Consider the following 18,708-nt stretch of genomic DNA (forward strand, 5'->3'; position numbering starts at 1 on the left):
TCATGAAAAAATTAGCGTTACTCGTGTGCCTGGCAGCAGGCGGATTGATGGGATCGCCTGCCTTTGCTGCTATTCCGGGCAGTTGCTGGCCAATTGGCGGAGCAACCGTTTTTCCGATTAGCAAAAATCTCACTGCCGAACATATACCAGGGTCTGTACAGGAGGGATGGGATAATAATCAAAACTTTTCGGGCATATGCTTCTGTAAAAACTCGTCCGATAAAGAAAGTGTCTTCTTTAAATTTACCAGTGACGTGCTGAAATCGGGAAGTGGTAAACGTAATGGCGAGTTTATTTACTATCCATTCGATGAAGAGAAAGGTATTAATATCGGCTTTAGGATAGACATTGGTGGTACTATCCAAAATCAAGCGACTGTTGATTTGCAAAATCTTTCAGGGGTAGATAATCAAAACATAACGAATCTCGACTGTGACGATGTTAATGAAGAACATCCGTTTAAAACGGGTTCTAGTGGGACGGTTTCAGTAGAGTTAACCAAGAAGATCACAGGCCATCATGTATACCCTGCACAAGAGCTACTTACAGTTTACGCCCGAAAAAAATCAGGTGATTTCGATCCCACTAAACCATTTGTGAAACTCAGCTTTGAAATGAGTATTACTATCCCGCCAAATTGTACGATTAATGGCGGAGAACCCATTAACATCCCGTTTGGTGATATTCCAGCAAATGAATTTACGCCTGAAGCCAACAGTAAGCAAAAAAGCATTCCGCTCAACGTAACCTGTGATGACGAAGCGGATGTCAGCAAGGCGAATATTAAATTTCGCACCTCCGATTTTAATGACGCTGGTTTTATCAGAACCCGTAATAAAGAAGGAGGGGATCGCAACGATTTAGGGATAAAACTTGAACACAACGGTAATAAAATTGATGGCAGCAGTTCGGCCATTCCGACACAGGAGGGTAATGTCACTATTGTAGCTACGCCCGTGCAACAAGGAGAAAAATCTCCAGAACCGGGGAAATTTGAAGCCACATCAACGCTGGATTTCGAGTTCAAATAAAGAAAAAACTTAACCCACTAAAGAAATGTCTTATTTCACTGCAACTCATAGCGCTATAGAAATGAGTTGCCGGGTATTTAAAAATGGATTTGTATAAGGATATATAGCATGAAACTAAAAAGTAAAACGCGCATAGCATTTTGCATTGCGGCCTTATTAGGTACAGGCTTCACGGCATCTCAGGCCATCGCCAGCGATATTGAGCCCTACTCAGCGCCTTTCGCCATCAAGGGTGAAAAGAGTAATGACTATTTCGGTATGACAATGACCACTATCGGTAAGTTTTCCGATAAGGACAACGGCACACATATCGCGGGCGAAGATATTGTGATCACGGCCCCCTGGGGGGATGGCGCGAAAGGGATTGCCTACGTTATTTTCGGAACTTCCGGCGGTAAAACCATGCAGGAAGTGAACAACGTAGGTGAATTCGATCCGCAAAACGCGCTTAAAATCTTCCACAGCAATAAAGCGAATAAGCCCGGCTCAGTGACGACAAAATGGATGGGCGTTGCGGTACGCAAAATTGGTGATATTAACGGTGATGGATATGACGATTTAGTTATCGCCTCCCACTGGCATGATCAGGTCTATATTATCTGGGGCGGGCCGCATCACCGTACAGGCGCGCGTCTTTCTAATCAGATTGACCTCAATGATATCGACAACGGCGACGCTCGCCTGGGTATTCGCATCCGTACGGTGAATTCTTCAGGCAATGCGAATACCGGCGGCTGGTTTGGCGCCGCGGTAGGCCCAATTAAATATAAAAATTCTGCAGTGGCTAACAAGATGGTCGATCTCGCTATCGGCGATATCGAAGGCACGGGCGGACGCGGCGGCGCGGTCATTATCTACGGCGCCCAAAAGCCAGGCGACCAGTGGCAGAATATCGATATTAAGCGCAACAACCTGGGCGACTGGGAGATCCCTGCCGCAACCGGCGCCTATATTCGTCCGCAGATGACCGCCACCAACGGTCCGGAGAAACCGCTTAACTACAACCTTGGACAGCAGATCAGCGATGTCGGGGATATTAACGGCGACGGCTTCAGTGATTATCTGATCGTCGACCCGGAATCCGTCAATGAAGGCCGTAAATCCGAAAACAGCGGCACTGATGGGCGCGGTACGGCTTATCTTGTCTACGGCAGCAGCTTCAACCAGGGGAATCTCGACATTGCCTCGTTAAACGCGACGCAGGCAACCCGCATTCACGGTATGGGGGCAGCTTTCCTTGGCGGTCAGTCCGGCGGAGGTGAAGGGAGTAACGATCATAGCGCCTATACGCAGGATAAGCCCAATAACGGCACCATTACGCCGTTAGGTAACTTCCTGAGTACACATTATAACGCTTTTGCGATTAGCGCCCCTGCCGACATGGGTATCGATAAAAAACGTTCCGGGCTGGTCTGGATTATCAAAGGTAAGACCGACGGCAGTAAGCTGCCATCATCCCTGTTCCTTGATGCGGCGCACACCCGGCTGAACTACAACAAAAAATTTAGCGTACGAGATGGCTATGCTATCTACGCCGACAGGCCTGGCAGCAAGCTGGCAGGGTTCGGGAACAGCATTCTCGGTAATGTGGACTTGAACGGTGACGGTAAGAAGGATCTGGTGATTGGCGATCCGAATGCGCTGAACTCCAGCGGCACTCAGGTCGGCGCCGTGTATGTGATCAACGGCGGTAAAAGCCTGGATGATTACGCTGATGATGAAGGCATGATCGATATTAATACGCTGGTGAGTGAAGGTGTTGCGAAAGTCTACTGGGGTAAAAATCAGTATGAAAAATTCGGTGCCTCCATTGCGGCCGGGAACTTCAATGGCTTCACTCAGGACAGTCTTGCCATTGGTTCTTACCGTGATAACAGCTGGACGGGTAAAGTCACCTTCCGCATTGCGGATTACATCATCCCGGATTAATTCTTACATCATCTGAATGGAGCAACACTGCCGGGGAGGAGACTCCCCGGCAATTTATTGCGCGTTTTGCAGCGCCTGCGCGCACGCCCAGGCGCTCGACCACGCCCACTGGAAATTATATCCGCCGAGCCAGCCGGTAACGTCCATCACTTCGCCGATAAAGTAGAGCCCCGGTACGTTACGCGCTTCCATCGTGCGTGAAGAAAGCTCATTCGTGTCAACGCCGCCCAGCGTCACTTCCGCCGTGCGATACCCCTCTGTGCCGTTTGGCTGAACGCGCCAGTTCGTTAGCGTATCCACCAACGCTTCCTGCTCGCGGCTGTTAAGCTGCTTGAGCGACACGTCCGGGATCTGCCCCAGCACCTGCAAACATTCCACCAGACGTTTTGGCAGCTGCATTGCCAGGGTGTTTTTCAGGCTCTGATTCGGGTGAGCGGTACGCTGCTCGTTAAGGAACGCGCCGAGATCGCAGTCCGGGAGCAGGTTAACCGTGACGAATTCCCCCGGCTGCCAGTAGCTGGAGATTTGCAGTACCGCCGGGCCGGAGAGACCGCGGTGGGTAAAGAGCAGGTTTTCGCGGAATACCGTCCCGTCTTCGGCAGTAATGACTGAAGGAACAGAGATGCCGGAAAGCGTCTGAAGCTGCTCCAGCAGCGGCTTATGCAGCGTGAACGGCACCAGCCCGGCGCGGGTTGGCAGAACCTTCAGGCCAAACTGTTCGGCGATTTTATAGCCGAACGGTGACGCGCCCAGACCCGGCATCGAGAGGCCGCCGCTGGCGATCACCAGATTATCGGCGCTGACGGTTTCACCGTTCAGCTGCAGCGTGTAGCCCTGCTCGTCGCGAGCCACCTCCAGCACTTCCGTGCGCAGGCGCATCACCACGCCGCCCTTCTCGCACTCGGCCACCAGCATATCGACAATCTGCTGCGCGGAGTCGTCGCAGAACAGCTGTCCCAGGGTTTTTTCATGCCACGCGATCCCGTGCTTACCCACCAGGTCGATAAAGTCCCACTGGGTGTAACGCGCCAGCGCAGATTTGCAAAAATGGCGGTTCTGGCTCAAATAGGCCGCGGGTTCGACATAAAGATTGGTGAAGTTGCAGCGCCCGCCGCCCGACATCAGGATTTTGCGGCCTGGCTTTTTTCCGTTGTCCAGCAACAGTACGCGACGACCCGCCTGTCCGGCCATCGCCGCACAAAACATACCCGCCGCACCGGCGCCAATTACCACGGCATCAAACCTTTCCACGTCAAAACCCTCTTCGTTAACTGCCGCGGATTGTAAAGTTTCCTCTGTGGTCACACCAGCGTAAAAAGATATTACAAAGCCATTCCATTGAAATTTAACGATTATCCTTTCAGGCACTTTTCTCAAATCAGGTGGTATGTCAAAAAAAGTCTATATTTCACTTTGCCCGTTGCGCATTTGTCCTGGATAATGCGCCGCGTTCATGTCCTCAAAATGGCGTAACGTCCTATGCTACATTTGTTTGCCGGCCTGGATTTACATACCGGGCTTTTACTATTGCTTGCTCTGGTTTTTGTACTGTTTTACGAAGCGATCAACGGCTTCCACGACACTGCAAACGCAGTAGCAACGGTTATCTACACTCGCGCAATGCGATCGCAGCTTGCGGTCGTTATGGCGGCGGTATTTAACTTTTTTGGTGTCCTCCTGGGCGGACTGAGCGTTGCGTATGCCATCGTGCATATGCTGCCAACGGATCTGCTGCTTAACGTGAGTTCCGGTCATGGCCTTGCCATGGTGTTCTCAATGCTGCTTGCTGCCATTATCTGGAACCTCGGTACCTGGTATTTCGGCCTGCCTGCATCCAGCTCTCACACCCTCATCGGCGCGATTATCGGTATCGGGTTAACCAACGCCCTGATGACCGGGACATCGGTTGTTGATGCACTGAACCTGCCTAAAGTACTGGGTATTTTCGGCTCTCTGATCATCTCCCCTATCGTGGGCCTGGTGGTTGCGGGTGGATTGATTTTCATCCTGCGTCGCTACTGGAGCAACACGAAGAAACGCGCGCGTATCCACCTGACGCCAGCTGAGCGTGAGAAGAAAGACGGCAAGAAAAAGCCGCCGTTCTGGACGCGTATCGCCCTGATCATTTCCGCTATCGGCGTGGCCTTCTCTCATGGCGCGAACGACGGGCAGAAAGGCATTGGTCTGGTGATGCTGGTTCTGATCGGCGTCGCACCGGCGGGCTTCGTGGTGAATATGAACGCTTCTGGTTATGAAATCACCCGTACCCGTGATGCGGTCAACAACGTTGAGACCTATTTCCAGCAGCACCCTGAGCTGCTGAAAAAAGCGACCGGCGTTGATCAGCTGATCCCTTCCCCGGAATCAGGTGCGACGACGGCACCGGGCGAATTCCACTGCCATCCGGCTAACGCGATTAACGCGCTGGAACGCGCCAAAGGCATGCTGGGCAATATCGAAAGCTACGACAAACTGGCCGTTGAACAGCGTGGTCAGCTGCGTCGTATCATGCTCTGCATCTCTGACGTGACCGATAAAGTCGCGAAGCTGCCAGAGGTGAATGCTGACGACAAACGTCTGCTGAAGAAACTGAAAAGCGACATGCTCAACACCATCGAGTACGCGCCTATCTGGATCATCATGGCCGTCGCGCTGGCACTGGGTATTGGTACAATGATTGGCTGGCGTCGTGTAGCGACCACCATCGGCGAGAAGATCGGTAAGAAAGGCATGACCTATGCGCAGGGTATGTCCGCGCAGATGACGGCGGCGGTATCTATCGGTCTGGCGAGCTATACCGGTATGCCGGTATCCACCACCCACGTACTCTCCTCGTCCGTGGCAGGTACCATGATTGTTGACGGCGGTGGTCTGCAGCGCAAAACCGTGACCAACATTCTGATGGCCTGGGTGTTCACCCTTCCGGCGTCCATCCTGCTGTCTGGCGGTCTGTACTGGATTTCTCTGAAGCTGATTTAATCGGTTGAAGGCGACAAAAAAGCGGGTCAGGAAACTGGCCCGCTTTTTTTATGCTCAGTGCCAAATCATCAATGCAATCATACTGACCACGACCAGCCCGCACAGGGCGCTGGTCAAAATGAACTGACGACGCAGACGCTCGCAGCGACGGATAAACTCTTCATCGTGATGATCGCGGTAGCGCTGGTAGTAGATATACCCGACCAGACGCATCTGCTTGCTGGGCTGTCCATGCGAGGTGAAGAACCCTCCACCGTCCACATACTGATACAGCAACGGATCGCAACCACGAAGTACCACTAACAGCGCACGTAACGATGAGAAGTAGCGCGCCATATTCACTATGCAAACTACGCATAACGCCCAAAACAATGCGACGGTGCTAATCATACATCCTCCCCGGCGTCCGCCCACGAAGCAAGGCTCCTGAGCTACCGCACCCCAATGCCCTGACAGACAGTTCAGTGAAAGAATGACCAAAAGTCGATCCGGTTCGCGTTTTAATATCCGAACGGCTCATTAAATAGTGTAGGAGATCCGTTAATTTTTTTGCCACAAGGTTAATCGTTATCAACACCAAAGCTTGAAAAATATGTTTAACTGGGCCGTAATGAAAGTATCAGACGACGGCATTCTCATTTAGTCATCGATAACTTAAGGAAGGAGTAACACTATGGCTTACAAACACATTCTCATCGCGGTAGACCTCTCTCCGGAGAGCAAAGTGCTGGTTGATAAAGCAGTATCCATGGCACGTCCCTACAACGCGAAAGTCTCCCTGATTCACGTTGATGTGAATTACTCCGACCTTTACACCGGTCTGATCGACGTAAATCTCGGCGATATGCAGAAACGCATCTCCGAAGAGACTCACCATGCTCTGAGCGAACTGTCCACCAACGCGGGCTATCCGATCACCGAAACCCTGAGCGGCAGCGGCGACCTGGGCCAGGTACTGGTTGATGCGATTAAGAAATACGATATGGATCTGGTGGTATGCGGACACCATCAGGACTTCTGGAGCAAGCTGATGTCTTCAGCGCGCCAGCTGATCAATACCGTTCACGTGGATATGCTGATTGTTCCACTGCGTGACGAAGAAGACGAGTAAGTGCATTAGATTCCCCTCACCCTAACCCTCTCCCCATAGGGGAGAGGGAACGATCGAGCCCCTATGGGGAGAGGGGTTGGGGTGAGGGGATATAAATATCAAACCGGTGTCCTTTAGTGGTCACCGCGTTGGTCGTGGCAACGTCCGCCAGCGGCGGCGCGTAGTCCGGACGCTTCACCACCACCCGCTTCGTCGCGAGCTGACGAGCCGGCTCCAGCAGGCCATCTGCGTCTAAATCCGGTCCCACCAGCGACTGAAACACCCGCATCTCTTTCTTCACCAGCGCGCTTTTCTGCTTATGCGGGAACATCGGGTCGAGATAGACCACCTGCGGGCGCGGGGTGATATCGGTCAGCGCCGTCAGGCTTGAAGCGTGGATAAGCTGCAAGCGCTCCTGCAGCCACGGGCCGATTTCCGGGTCTGCGTAGCCTCGCGCTAGCCCGTCGTCGAGCAGCGCGGCCACCACCGGATTGCGCTCCAGCATGCGCACATGACAGCCCACCGACGCCAGCACAAAGGCATCACGCCCCAGCCCCGCCGTGGCGTCCACCACGTCCGGGAGATAGCTTCCTTTAATGCCGACCGCTTTGGCCACCGCTTCGCCGCGACCGCCGCCGAACTTGCGCCGGTGCGCCATCGCCCCGCCAACGAAGTCGACAAAAATCCCGCCGAGCTTCGGTTCGTCGCGCTTGCGTAATTCGAGATGCGCTGTCGTCATCACCAGCGCCATCAGGTTCTCTTCGTCGTGCTCCAGCCCCCAGCGGGCCGCCAGAACGGATAAGGCGCCGTCTCCGGCGCCCGTTTCATCAACTAAGCAGATCTTCACGTAACAATCAGCCTTTGATCCCGTAATGTTCAAGCATCGCATCCAGCTGCGGCTCGCGGCCGCGGAAGCGTTTGAACAGCACCATTGGCTCTTCAGACCCGCCACGGGTCAGGATGTTGTCGAGGAACGACTGGCCGGTTTCGCGGTTGAAGATCCCCTCTTCTTCGAAGCGAGAGAAGGCATCCGCCGCCAGCACGTCGGCCCACAGGTAGCTGTAGTATCCCGCCGCGTAGCCGCCCGCGAAGATGTGGCTGAACGCGTGCGGGAAGCGGCCCCAGGTTGGCCCTGGAATAACGGCAACCTGCTTTTTAATCTCGGCAAGAGTTTCAAGGATTTTCGCGCCCTGCTCCGGGCTAAACTCCGCGTGCAGGCGGAAGTCGAACAGGCCGAACTCCAGTTGACGCAGGATGAACATTGCCGCCTGGTAGTTTTTCGCCGCCAGCATTTTATCCAGCAGCGCTTTCGGCAGCGGTTCGCCGGTTTCATAGTGACCGGAGATAAACGCCAGCGCGTCCGGCTCCCAGCACCAGTTTTCCATAAACTGGCTTGGCAGCTCGACCGCATCCCACGGCACGCCGCTGATGCCGGCAACACCTGCGGTTTCGATGCGGGTCAGCATATGGTGCAGGCCGTGACCGAACTCGTGGAACAGGGTAATCACTTCGTCGTGAGTGAACAGCGCAGGCTTGCCGTTCACCGGACGGTTGAAGTTACAGGTCAGGTAGGCGACCGGCTTCTGCAGGGAGCCGTCGGCTTTACGCATCTGGCCCACGCAGTCGTCCATCCACGCCCCGCCGCGCTTGTTTTCACGCGCGTAGAGGTCAAGGTAGAAGCTGCCGCGCAGCTCGTTTTTCTCGTCATACAGCTCGAAGAAGCGCACGTCCGGGTGCCATACGTCGATATCAGTACGCTCTTTGGCGGTGATGCCATAGATGCGTTTCACCACTTCGAACAGGCCGTTAACGGCTTTGTTTTCCGGGAAGTACGGGCGCAGCTGCTCGTCGCTGATGCTGTAGAGGTGCTGTTTCTGTTTTTCGCTGTAGTAGGCGATATCCCACGGCTGCAGCTCGTCCACGCCGAACTCCGCTTTCGCGAAGGCGCGCAGCTGGGCCAGCTCTTTCTCACCCTGAGGACGGGCGCGTTTCGCCAGATCGGTCAGGAAGTCGAGCACCTGCTGCGGGTTCTCCGCCATTTTGGTGGCGAGGGATTTATCGGCGTAGCTGTCGAAGCCGAGCAGCTGGGCCAGCTCGTGGCGCAGGGCGAGGATCTCCGCCATCACCGGGCTGTTGTCCCACTTACCGGCATTCGGCCCCTGATCGGAGGCGCGAGTGCTGTACGCGCGATACATCTCTTCGCGCAGGGTCTGGTTGTCGCAGTAGGTCATCACCGGCAGATAGCTTGGGATATCCAGCGTTAACAGGAAACCTTCCTGCTCTTTCGCTTCGGCCTGGGCTTTTGCCGCCGCCAGCGCGCTTTCCGGCATACCGGCCAGTTCGGATTCATCGGTAATCAGCTTTGTCCAGCCCATGGTGGCGTCGAGGACGTTGTTGCTGTACTGGTTGCCCAGCTCGGACAGGCGCGCGGCGATTTCACCGTAGCGAACCTGCTTCTCTTTTGGCAGACCGATACCGGACAGCTCAAAATCACGCAGGGCGTTATCGACGGATTTTTTCTGCGCCGTGTTCAGTTCAGCATAGTGGTCGCCGTCGCGCAGGTCACGGTAGGCTTTGTACAGCCCTTCGTGCTGACCAACCCAGGTGCTGTACTCAGAGAGCAGCGGCAGAGTTTGTTCGTAAGCTTCGCGCAGTTCCGGGCTGTTTTTAATCGAGTTCAGGTGGCTCACCGGGGAGAAGATGCGCCCCAGCACGTCGTCCACTTCGGCCAGCGGCTGACACAGATTTTCCCAGGTGTACGGCCCGCCCTGCGCAACCACGCTTTCTACCGCCGCACGGCAGTTTTCCAACGACCGGGTAACGGCTGGAACAACATGCTCAGGGAGGATTTTAGAAAACGGCGGCAACGAAAAAGGCGTCAGTAATGGATTGGTCATAAACGCTGTCCTGTTGAAATAGGTGAATGAAGCGCGCATCCGGCGCTGTGCATATTGTTCAGTAATGGGGTTAAGTGTAGAGGATTTCAATAGCCGCGCTTACCGGGCCTACGGGTAATCTGTGCCGTTCTGCTGTAAACTGTGGCAAATCGTCAATTCAGCGGAATATCAATACCCATGCTCAGTTATCGCCACAGCTTCCACGCAGGCAACCACGCCGACGTCCTTAAACACACCGTTCAGAGCCTGATCATCGAATCGCTCAAAGAGAAAGAGAAGCCGTTTCTCTATCTGGACACCCACGCGGGCGCGGGCCGTTACCAGCTGAGCGGCGAACATGCTGAGCGTACCGGCGAATATCTGGAAGGGATTGCCCGCATCTGGCAGCAGGACGATCTGCCTGCCGAGCTGGAGCCGTACATCGGCGTGGTCAATCACTTCAACCGCAACGGCCAGCTTCGCTACTACCCGGGCTCGCCGCTGATTGCCCGCCAGCTGCTGCGCGAGCAGGACAGCCTCCAGCTGACCGAGCTGCATCCGAGCGACTTCCCGCTGCTGCGTTCTGAATTCCAGAAAGACAGCCGCGCCCGCGTGGAAAAATCCGACGGCTACCAGCAGCTGAAAGCCAGGCTGCCGCCGGTTTCCCGTCGCGGCCTGGTGCTGATAGACCCGCCGTACGAAATCAAAACCGACTATCAGGCGGTGGTGACCGGCATCCACGAAGGCTACAAACGCTTCGCCACCGGGACATACGCCCTGTGGTACCCGGTAGTGCTGCGCGCGCAGATCAAACGCATGATCAAAGATCTGGAGGCGACCGGCATCCGCAAAATCCTGCAGATTGAGCTGGCGGTACGCCCGGACAGCGATCAGCGCGGCATGACCGCCTCCGGGATGATTGTGATCAACCCGCCGTGGAAGCTTGAAGCTCAGATGAACAACGTGCTGCCGTGGCTGCACAAAACGCTGGTGCCAGCGGGTACAGGCCACGCCACCGTCAGTTGGATCGTGCCTGAGTAATCGCAGCCATCGGTGGAAACTATTGATTTCAGGTATACAATCGCGGCAATTCACGATTAAGGACAAAAGCTATGACTAAGCATTATGACTACATCGCAATCGGCGGCGGCAGCGGCGGCATCGCCTCCATCAACCGCGCGGCCATGTACGGCCAGAAGTGTGCGCTGATTGAAGCCAAAGCGCTGGGCGGCACCTGCGTGAACGTGGGTTGTGTACCGAAGAAAGTGATGTGGCACGCGGCGCAAATCCGTGAAGCTATCCATATGTACGGCCCGGACTACGGCTTTGACACCACCATCAACCACTTCGACTGGGACAAGCTGATCGCCAGCCGTACCGCCTACATCGACCGTATTCACACCTCATACGACAACGTGCTGGGTAAAAATAACGTTGACGTGATCCACGGCTTTGCCCGCTTTGTGGACGCGAAAACGATCGAAGTGAACGGCGAGACGATCACCGCCGATCACATCCTGATCGCCACCGGCGGCCGTCCGAGCCACCCGAACATTCCGGGCGCTGAATACGGCATCGACTCCGACGGTTTCTTCGAGCTGCCTGCCCTGCCAAAACGCGTTGCCGTTGTTGGCGCGGGGTACATCGCGGTGGAACTGGCCGGCGTGATTAACGGCCTGGGCGCAGAAGCGCACCTGTTCGTGCGTAAGCACGCGCCGCTGCGCAGCTTTGACCCGCTGATTGTCGATACCCTGGTCGAAGTGATGAACACCGAAGGCCCGACCCTGCACACTAATGCCGTGCCAAAAGCGGTGGTGAAAAACGCGGACGGCAGCCTGACGCTTGAGCTGGAAGATGGCCGCAGCCAGACCGTTGATTGCCTGATCTGGGCGATTGGTCGTGAACCGGCGAACGACAGCTTCAACCTGGCTGTAACGGGCGTGAAAACCAACGATAAAGGCTACATCGTCGTCGATAAGTTCCAGAACACCAGCGTGCCGGGCATTTACGCGGTCGGCGATAACACCGGTGCCGTTGAGCTGACGCCGGTAGCTGTTGCGGCGGGCCGTCGTCTCTCCGAGCGCCTGTTTAACAACAAGCCGGACGAGCATCTGGACTACAGCAATATCCCGACCGTGGTCTTCAGCCACCCGCCAATCGGCACCGTCGGCTTAACCGAGCCTCAGGCGCGCGAGCAGTATGGCGACGACCAGGTGAAAGTGTATAAATCGGCGTTCACCGCGATGTATACCGCGGTTACCTCCCACCGCCAGCCGTGCCGCATGAAGCTGGTCTGCGTGGGCCCGGAAGAGAAGATTGTCGGCATCCACGGCATCGGTTTCGGCATGGACGAGATCCTGCAGGGCTTTGCGGTGGCGCTGAAGATGGGCGCAACCAAAAAAGACTTCGACAATACCGTGGCGATCCACCCGACGGCGGCGGAAGAGTTTGTGACGATGCGCTAACCAGAGCGTTACAGGATGGCACTACGCCATTTTTTCCTGTATCGCTTTTTTGACATCACGGACAAATGCCGCAACCTGCGGCATTTTTTCTGCCCAGTCCACGGTGACCAACCCGAGATACTCTGCACGCGCCTCCTCCAGCAGTTTCGCATGAGCTTCGGGCAATTGCGGCCGCAGCCAGGCTGCGGCCTCGTCTTTAGCCGCGATCTTACCCGTCTCAACGCTATACCCGATACGCGCCAGCGTCAGGAGGATATGTCTTTCATCGCCCTTAAGATCGTCAGCCCTGCTCCACAGCGCCAGAGTCTGACGAAAGGTCTCCAGCAGATCGTTTTCTGGCACAGCCTCGAACAACTCGCAGGCTGCTTTTCCCCGCAGAGGGAGACTGTTCTGACGCGCTTTGGTCAGTAAAATCGCCAGATCGGGGTCGGGCTGCGCCGGTTCGTATTTCCCGTTTGTAATATCATCCCGTAGCCATTCTCCAAACTGCAGTTCCCGCACGGGCGGAAAGTGCCATGGCACAATCTGCGACCAGACTACGACCGTTACTTCCAGCGCCCGGTAAATCTCCGATGTGCCGGGCCAGGCCGAAATCGCCAGCAGCTTCTGCATCAAGGTATGGCGTTGTTCATCCCGCAGCGGCGAACGTACTGTGACCAGCAGGTCGATATCGCTCAGCGGCTTCAGGCCGCCGTCCATCGCCGAACCGTATAAGTGAATTGCCATCAGCTCGCTTCCGAGAACGCTTTCGATGAGCGCGCAGGCGCTCTGTAGCTGTTTTTGTGCGCAGGGGGGCTCGTTCATCCTACCTCTTCGTCTGACGATAGCTGCTGATTAAACCGGGTTATCTCTTCCAGCACGCGGTTGACCAGAAGGTCAATCTCTTGCCAGGGTCGATCGTCGTTACAGGCCGTTTCCAGCTGTTCACAGGCTTGCTGCAAAGATGTCATGCTCATCATCCTTGCTCCACCATTGATACGGTGCGCCATACGGCCAACCTTATCGCGATTTTTCTGTGCGAGCCACTGCGTCAACTGGCTGGCATCCTGTCTGTTCACCTCCACCATTTCGGCCTGCAGCGCCCGCGTGGCATCGCTCTCCAGGGCAGGCTTCGCGCTGCTGCCGGCAAAATAACGATCCAGCAGCGTCTGGAGTTTTTCCGCCGTCAGCGGTTTCTCCAGATATTCATTCATACCAGCATCGATACAGCGCGCTGCCGTTTCTGCGCCGCTCATCGCCGTCAGGCCGAATATCGGGACAGGCGGATGACCATAAAGCTGTTCGGTATGACGGATCTGCTGCGCCAGCTCATAGCCGTCCATCTCCGGCATCGTGCAGTCGGTAATAATCACATCGTAGCGGCCAGGATTTTGCTGCCACATCGACAGCGCCTCCGCCCCCTGTGTCGCCAGCGAAACCCGGTGCCCCCAGGACTCCAGCCGCTGCCGCAGCGCACGGCGTGCTGGCGGATAGTCGTCGACCCCAAGAATATGCAGGCTGCGCATATGTTCGACAGGCGGAGGGGTTAACACTTTGCTGGCGGCAGGCACCGCGTTGAAGTGAAGGCTCACCACGCAGCCCTCATGCGGCTCACTGTCGATACGTACCTCCGCACCGGCGGCATGGGCCATATACAGGCAGGCCGGTAAACTGAACCCGGTGTCGGTCCACTCTGATTTCAGCGTCACGTGGTGCGCTCGTCTGGCAATGTCCTCAATCAGGTGCTCGTCAATGCCCTCGCCCCGATCGCACACTTCGATGACCAGCGGGATCGTCGTGGCATTCGGCTCTTTGCTGCCCTCATACACTTCAACGTCAATATCCTGACCATTCGAATGCTTGATGGCGTTACGCAGCAGGCTGGATAGGATGCGAATAATCAGCAGCGGATCGGTGGTAAAACGCTCGACAGAGAGCTCGATCAGCACGTTCAGGGTGATCCCTTTCGCTTCAGCCTGCTGCCGGTAAAGCGCCACGGTACTGTGGATTAACTGGGGCAGATGCGTGCTGCGCATCGTTCCGTTCAGCTGCGGGTTATCTGCACGGAAGACGTCAAACATGTCGCCGATCAGCGAAAGCAGGTTGAGGGAGGATTCCCAAATCAGATTCAGGTTTTCATTATGCTCATGCCGCGCATCAAGCGCCTGAAGCTCCATCTCCAGCAGGCCGGTGATGACGCTGAGTGGGGTGCGCACTTCATGCCCCATGCTCTGCATAAAGGCGTTTTTGCTGCCTATTGCCTGCTCAAGATTACTCTTCGTCTCAGAGAGCTGAGCAATCAGCAGCTCTTTTTCAGTGACATCCAGCCAGCCGCCAATCAGACCACCAATTTCACCCTGACTGTCGTGCCACGGCACAACCCAGCCCTGCAGGTAGCGCGTCTGGTTGTTTATCGTAAAACTGTCAGCCCAGTTCTGCGGTTGCCCATCCTGTAACGCCTGCTGGTATTTTGCCTCCAGGTTCGCCAGCACCGCCGGTTCTACCATGTCGATCGCGGTTACTGGCTGCCCCTGGAAGGCATCGCCCGGCTGGCCGATGGTATCTGCCCAGGCCTGGTTGTAGCGCAGCAGATGGCCGTTACGATCGCGAACGTAGAGCGCCACGGGCGAGGCGTCGATCAGCGCCTGGGTAAAACGTAACTGTTCGGTAAGCTGGCGCTGCAAGACATTGCCACGGCGCAGCGCGGCGCGCAGATACTGTATCCATAACCAACACCCTGTCACCACCAGCAGAAGCAGCACGCCCCAGACCAGAGAATTGAGTAATGAACTTTGCGCCCAGGTTTCGCTATTGTCGATGGCCGCTTGTCGCCAGTCACCCGCCAGCTGCATCAGTGCCTGTGGCTGCATATCTGCCAGCGCTTTATTGAGAATATTAACTGGCTGGCTGGTCTCGGTTTGCGCGGCAATGACGACATCGATGAGGGGGACAGGCACCGTGACGGCCAGATGAAAACGGGTGGGATGATGGCGCGTCACCAGGTAGTTGGCGATAAACTGCGGCGCGATCACACCGCGCACTTCGCCTTTTTTCAACCGCGCCAGCGCGTCGTCCATGTGGGTCAACGACACCAGTTTGATTGTAGGATACCAGGTTTCCAGCCAGGGGCGCAGCGGATCGTCGGCCATAATCGCCAGCTTTTCACCCTTCAGCTGGGCAAAATCGTCCGGCCGTTTGATCGTCTGATCCATCACCACCACGACCGGCGTGGTGAGCAACGGCGAGGTCATCGCCATGGCCGCGGACGTTTTTTGCGACACGTCAGCCACCTGCCTGAGCACCAGCGCATCCGGGTTATTCTGCTTTAACGCGTTGAGTTCGTCGTCGCTACCGGCGGTCAATATCGTGAAGTGAATATCATACTGCTCGCTAAATTGGTTGAGCAGATCAACCACCAGACCCGCTGGCGTGCCATCCTCCAGAAACGAGAGCGGGCGCTGGCGACTATCCAGAATCACCTGGATCTGACTATGCTCACGCAGCCAGTTCTCCTCCTCCCGATCCAGCGCCAGCGGATTGGCGGTAATGACGAAGCTCCGGTTAAGCCCCCAACTGGTGGTAATACGCAAACGGCTGGCTAAGGGGATATGTTTGAACACCGCGTCGATGGCTTCCACCAGTTGCGGCAGCTGGCGATCTACACCAAAACTCATGTTCAGATTGGGCAGCGCCGGGCTGTAGCGCCAGCGTATCCCCTGAGCCTGATGATACTGGGTAAGGTACTCCGCACTGGCCCGGTTAATCCACAGGGCATCTATCTGCTTAAACGCCAGCGCGCTGACGGCTGAAGGATACCAGGACTGGAAACGGAGCATACTGCCGGGATAGTGGCGACGCAGCGCCGGGCTGGCGTTGGTATCAGTCATCAAACCTAATGTCTTTGGGCTCTCTTCAGGCGCGTCATCGGCTCGCTCGCGAGTGGTCATTAAGACTGACTTATCCAGCAGCCATGGCGGCGTGGTCACCAGTTCGGCGTTTGGCCACAGCTCCGGGTTCCACATCGCCACCATCTGAATTTCATGGCGACGCAGCGCCTGGAAAGCATCACGACTCTGGTTGTAATAGTGGAGCTTGACGTTGACCTTCAGGCTATCTTCCAGCAGCGCTAGATAATCGGCCGCAATCCCGCTGAAAAGTCCGTGCCCCATGCCTTCGCTGAGAGGAGGATGCGGCGGCCCCCAGACGCCCACGTGAAGCGTCTGATTGTGTTTCAGCCATTGCTGCACGTCACCACTAAACTGGACATGCGGCGCATTGACCTGCACGCGGCGTTGCAGGGTCAGTTCCTGGGCCTGAATCTGCCCGATACTGCAAAGCAGCATAAAAAGGCTAATTAACCGGGCAGTGATAAAACGCATCGTTGGAGTCGTTCCCTGAAAAGTGAGGGCTGGAAATCAGCAGGCTGGCACAGCGTTAATTTTAGCAACCGCGCTTCGTTCTGCATTGTCTGGATAACCGCCATAATTTGCAGGAATTTTAGCAATAGGTGGGCAAATCGGGATTAAGGTCGGTCTTGTTTTTAAAAACTATCGTCAGCGGATTTTTATAAGACCGGACTTATTGTCCCCTCCCCTGCTGGAAGGTAAAAACGCAGCAGATTTGCTATGCGTAAACAGGTTCCACAAAAAATGAATAACACGTTAACTGCCCACGGCGAAAACACTGCCGATGCCCATAAAGAGATGGCGACTGACGATCAATTTCCTGCACTGGTCGAAATCGCGCTCGGCGATATTTTCATTCAGGGGGAAGAGCGTCTTTTTATCGACGACGTTAATCAGCAGCTACTGATAAAAGGCCCTCCCGGGCAGCGGGTCAATCTGTCCGATCTGCTTCCTGCAGAATCAGAGCCAGGAGAATGGATGAAAGCCAGAGGCTCCGTTACCGTGAACGGCGTGCAATATGAGGTTTATCACCATTCGGGTATTGAGACGGAGCTACTGGTCCAGACAGGACTAGACGTTGCGCCTCAGACGTAATCAGGTTGCGTAATAACCTCAACCTGCACCTCGCCCGCGCGAAAACCGTCAGCAAGGAAGAATGGGATAGGCAATCGCCACTGCCCATCACGCACCAACGCCGTATAGCGATAGCTCTCCCCCTCAATCCGTAATACGACAGCCTGCTTTTCACCGCTGGCTTTCTCGCTCGGCCCCGCCAGCACGGTAAACCCGGCGTTGCTGCCCACGTGGAAGTGCTCAGTCTGCCAGCGAACAGGCGGATGTGCAGGCCACGGTTGAGCATGGTGAAAGGCGAAGATCTCATCATGATTCAAAATGCTCTGCCGGACCGTAGGCCAGATCGCCACTTTGAGGAAATACTGGTCGGTGAAACGGGCGCTCCCCCGGTAGCTCGCCACAAACTGACGCATCATTCCTTCCACGTCTGGGATCGCGCCGCCACAGCCGCCCCACATCCCTGCCAGCAACAGCTCGGTATGGGTGAAATAGTCGCGCATATGGTGGAAATAAAACGGCGAGCGCAGCCAGTCTTCCACGCAAACCTGTTCCCGTTCAGAGAGCAGAGAGTCAGCGTCACGCACTAAAAAACGCTCGACCTGCGGGTCATCCATCACCAGAAAACGCCACAGCGTGGGATAGATGCGCTTTTCCTGGCTCATATCCACCAGCGCGGCACCCGCCTGCGCCAGCCGCTGCCAGACGTGCTGGGGCACGGAGTCATCCAGATACACGCGACAGCGCCAGCCGGGAAACAGCTCTGCGGCGGCCTCAATGTTTTTAATTAAGGTTTCGCAGTAGCGCGGCAGATCGCCATACAGACTGAACGCGATAATGTTTTTTTCCGGGCAATCCGCCTGAAAAGGTGGCGGTGGTGTCTGGGGCAGCGGCCAGGCGGTTCCCTGACGAAAACGCTGGTCAGAGAGGGTCAATGACTCCAGACCATACGCGCGCATTTCATCCGTTTTGCCCATATGGCCGCACAGTTCCGCCAGGCCATCGAGCCAGGTTTCAGACGCTTCATGACGACGGGGCGACTGATAAATCTTGCGGTAGACTTTGTACGCCTTGTCATGTTTTCCCTCACGCATCAGGCTAAGGGCGTAATCGCTCTGTACCGACATATTATGCGGCAGAACGGCCAGCGCTTTTTCGCAGCAGCGAGAGGCCGTCGCATAATCCGTCACGGCCATTGCATGACGGTACTGCTCCGCCAGGGCAGCAAATGTCTGACGCATTGCTTCTTGTTTTGCAGCAGATGAATGAGGTTGAAGGGATCGACGCATTGTCCAGGCTCAAAATCAAATAATCGTGCGTATGATTTTCCCATTCGTCTGTAAAGTAAGCGACAAGACCCGTCTTGATGTTCCCGGCAGTCAA

The 18,708-nt window shown here is 55.7% G+C and carries 14 protein-coding genes; 7 read left to right on the forward strand and 7 right to left on the reverse strand.

The genetic code is table 11. The features are described from left to right. Positions 1 to 2: 2 nt before the first annotated feature. Together HBM95_21535 and HBM95_21540 are read left to right on the forward strand one after the other, a co-directional pair. Positions 3 to 1,031, forward strand: coding sequence for a fimbrial protein (locus tag HBM95_21535; GenBank protein NIH45490.1), 1,029 nt, complete (start codon positions 3 to 5; stop codon positions 1,029 to 1,031). A gap of 108 nt (positions 1,032 to 1,139) precedes the next feature. Continuing rightward, the gene (locus HBM95_21540) at positions 1,140 to 2,960 is read left to right on the forward strand and encodes a hypothetical protein (protein NIH45491.1); all 1,821 of its coding nucleotides are present in this window, start codon (positions 1,140 to 1,142) and stop codon (positions 2,958 to 2,960) included. A gap of 54 nt (positions 2,961 to 3,014) precedes the next feature. Here the strand turns inward: HBM95_21540 and HBM95_21545 are convergent, their stop codons facing one another. After that, a complete protein-coding gene (locus tag HBM95_21545) occupies positions 3,015 to 4,211 on the reverse strand; it encodes an NAD(P)/FAD-dependent oxidoreductase (protein NIH45492.1) in 1,197 nt (398 codons plus the stop codon). 228 nt (positions 4,212 to 4,439) lie between these two features. Here HBM95_21545 and pitA point away from each other — a divergent pair, with 228 nt between their 5' ends. Further along, a complete protein-coding gene (gene pitA / locus HBM95_21550) occupies positions 4,440 to 5,939 on the forward strand; it encodes an inorganic phosphate transporter PitA (GenBank protein NIH45493.1) in 1,500 nt (499 codons plus the stop codon). Positions 5,940 to 5,993: 54 nt separating this feature from the next. Here pitA and uspB read toward each other — a convergent pair whose 3' ends face one another. Continuing rightward, the gene (uspB, locus tag HBM95_21555; protein ID NIH45494.1) at positions 5,994 to 6,329 is read right to left on the reverse strand and encodes a universal stress protein UspB; all 336 of its coding nucleotides are present in this window, start codon (positions 6,327 to 6,329) and stop codon (positions 5,994 to 5,996) included. 283 nt (positions 6,330 to 6,612) lie between these two features. Between uspB and uspA the strand changes: the two genes are divergently transcribed. Continuing rightward, positions 6,613 to 7,050, forward strand: a complete 438-nt coding sequence (gene uspA, locus HBM95_21560; GenBank protein ID NIH45495.1) for a universal stress protein UspA — start codon at positions 6,613 to 6,615, stop codon at positions 7,048 to 7,050. A gap of 61 nt (positions 7,051 to 7,111) precedes the next feature. Here the strand turns inward: uspA and rsmJ are convergent, their stop codons facing one another. Both rsmJ and prlC read right to left on the reverse strand, forming a co-directional pair. Continuing rightward, positions 7,112 to 7,876: a 16S rRNA (guanine(1516)-N(2))-methyltransferase RsmJ gene (rsmJ, locus tag HBM95_21565; GenBank protein NIH45496.1), complete on the reverse strand. Its 765-nt coding sequence runs from the start codon at positions 7,874 to 7,876 to the stop codon at positions 7,112 to 7,114. 7 nt (positions 7,877 to 7,883) lie between these two features. Further along, positions 7,884 to 9,926 carry an oligopeptidase A gene (prlC, locus tag HBM95_21570; protein NIH45497.1) on the reverse strand — a complete coding sequence of 681 codons (2,043 nt, stop codon included), beginning with the start codon at positions 9,924 to 9,926 and terminating at the stop codon, positions 7,884 to 7,886. Between the two features lie 177 nt (positions 9,927 to 10,103). On the opposite strand from prlC, the gene HBM95_21575 reads away from it, so the two are divergent. Then, positions 10,104 to 10,946 carry a 23S rRNA (adenine(2030)-N(6))-methyltransferase RlmJ gene (locus HBM95_21575; protein NIH45498.1) on the forward strand — a complete coding sequence of 281 codons (843 nt, stop codon included), beginning with the start codon at positions 10,104 to 10,106 and terminating at the stop codon, positions 10,944 to 10,946. Between the two features lie 71 nt (positions 10,947 to 11,017). Then, complete coding sequence (gene gorA / locus HBM95_21580; GenBank protein ID NIH45499.1) at positions 11,018 to 12,370, forward strand: glutathione-disulfide reductase; 1,353 nt, start codon at positions 11,018 to 11,020, stop codon at positions 12,368 to 12,370. Between the two features lie 21 nt (positions 12,371 to 12,391). On the opposite strand, the gene HBM95_21585 is transcribed toward gorA, so the two are convergent. Both HBM95_21585 and HBM95_21590 read right to left on the reverse strand, forming a co-directional pair. After that, entirely contained in the window at positions 12,392 to 13,174 is a 783-nt protein-coding gene (locus HBM95_21585) for a DUF4111 domain-containing protein (GenBank protein ID NIH45500.1), read from the reverse strand. Beyond that, entirely contained in the window at positions 13,171 to 16,728 is a 3,558-nt protein-coding gene (locus HBM95_21590; protein NIH45501.1) for a transporter substrate-binding domain-containing protein, read from the reverse strand. Before HBM95_21590 ends, HBM95_21585 begins: the two co-directional genes overlap by 4 nt. A gap of 270 nt (positions 16,729 to 16,998) precedes the next feature. Here HBM95_21590 and HBM95_21595 point away from each other — a divergent pair, with 270 nt between their 5' ends. Continuing rightward, positions 16,999 to 17,349: a Biofilm associated protein A gene (locus HBM95_21595; protein ID NIH45502.1), complete on the forward strand. Its 351-nt coding sequence runs from the start codon at positions 16,999 to 17,001 to the stop codon at positions 17,347 to 17,349. On the opposite strand, the gene HBM95_21600 is transcribed toward HBM95_21595, so the two are convergent. Beyond that, positions 17,340 to 18,566: a tetratricopeptide repeat protein gene (locus tag HBM95_21600; protein ID NIH45503.1), complete on the reverse strand. Its 1,227-nt coding sequence runs from the start codon at positions 18,564 to 18,566 to the stop codon at positions 17,340 to 17,342. The two genes, HBM95_21595 and HBM95_21600, sit on opposite strands and share 10 nt — an antisense overlap. Between the last annotated feature and the right edge of the window lie 142 nt (positions 18,567 to 18,708).

It is taken from the genome of Enterobacter asburiae, from assembly GCA_011754535.1.
Lineage (GTDB): Bacteria > Pseudomonadota > Gammaproteobacteria > Enterobacterales > Enterobacteriaceae > Enterobacter > Enterobacter cloacae_N.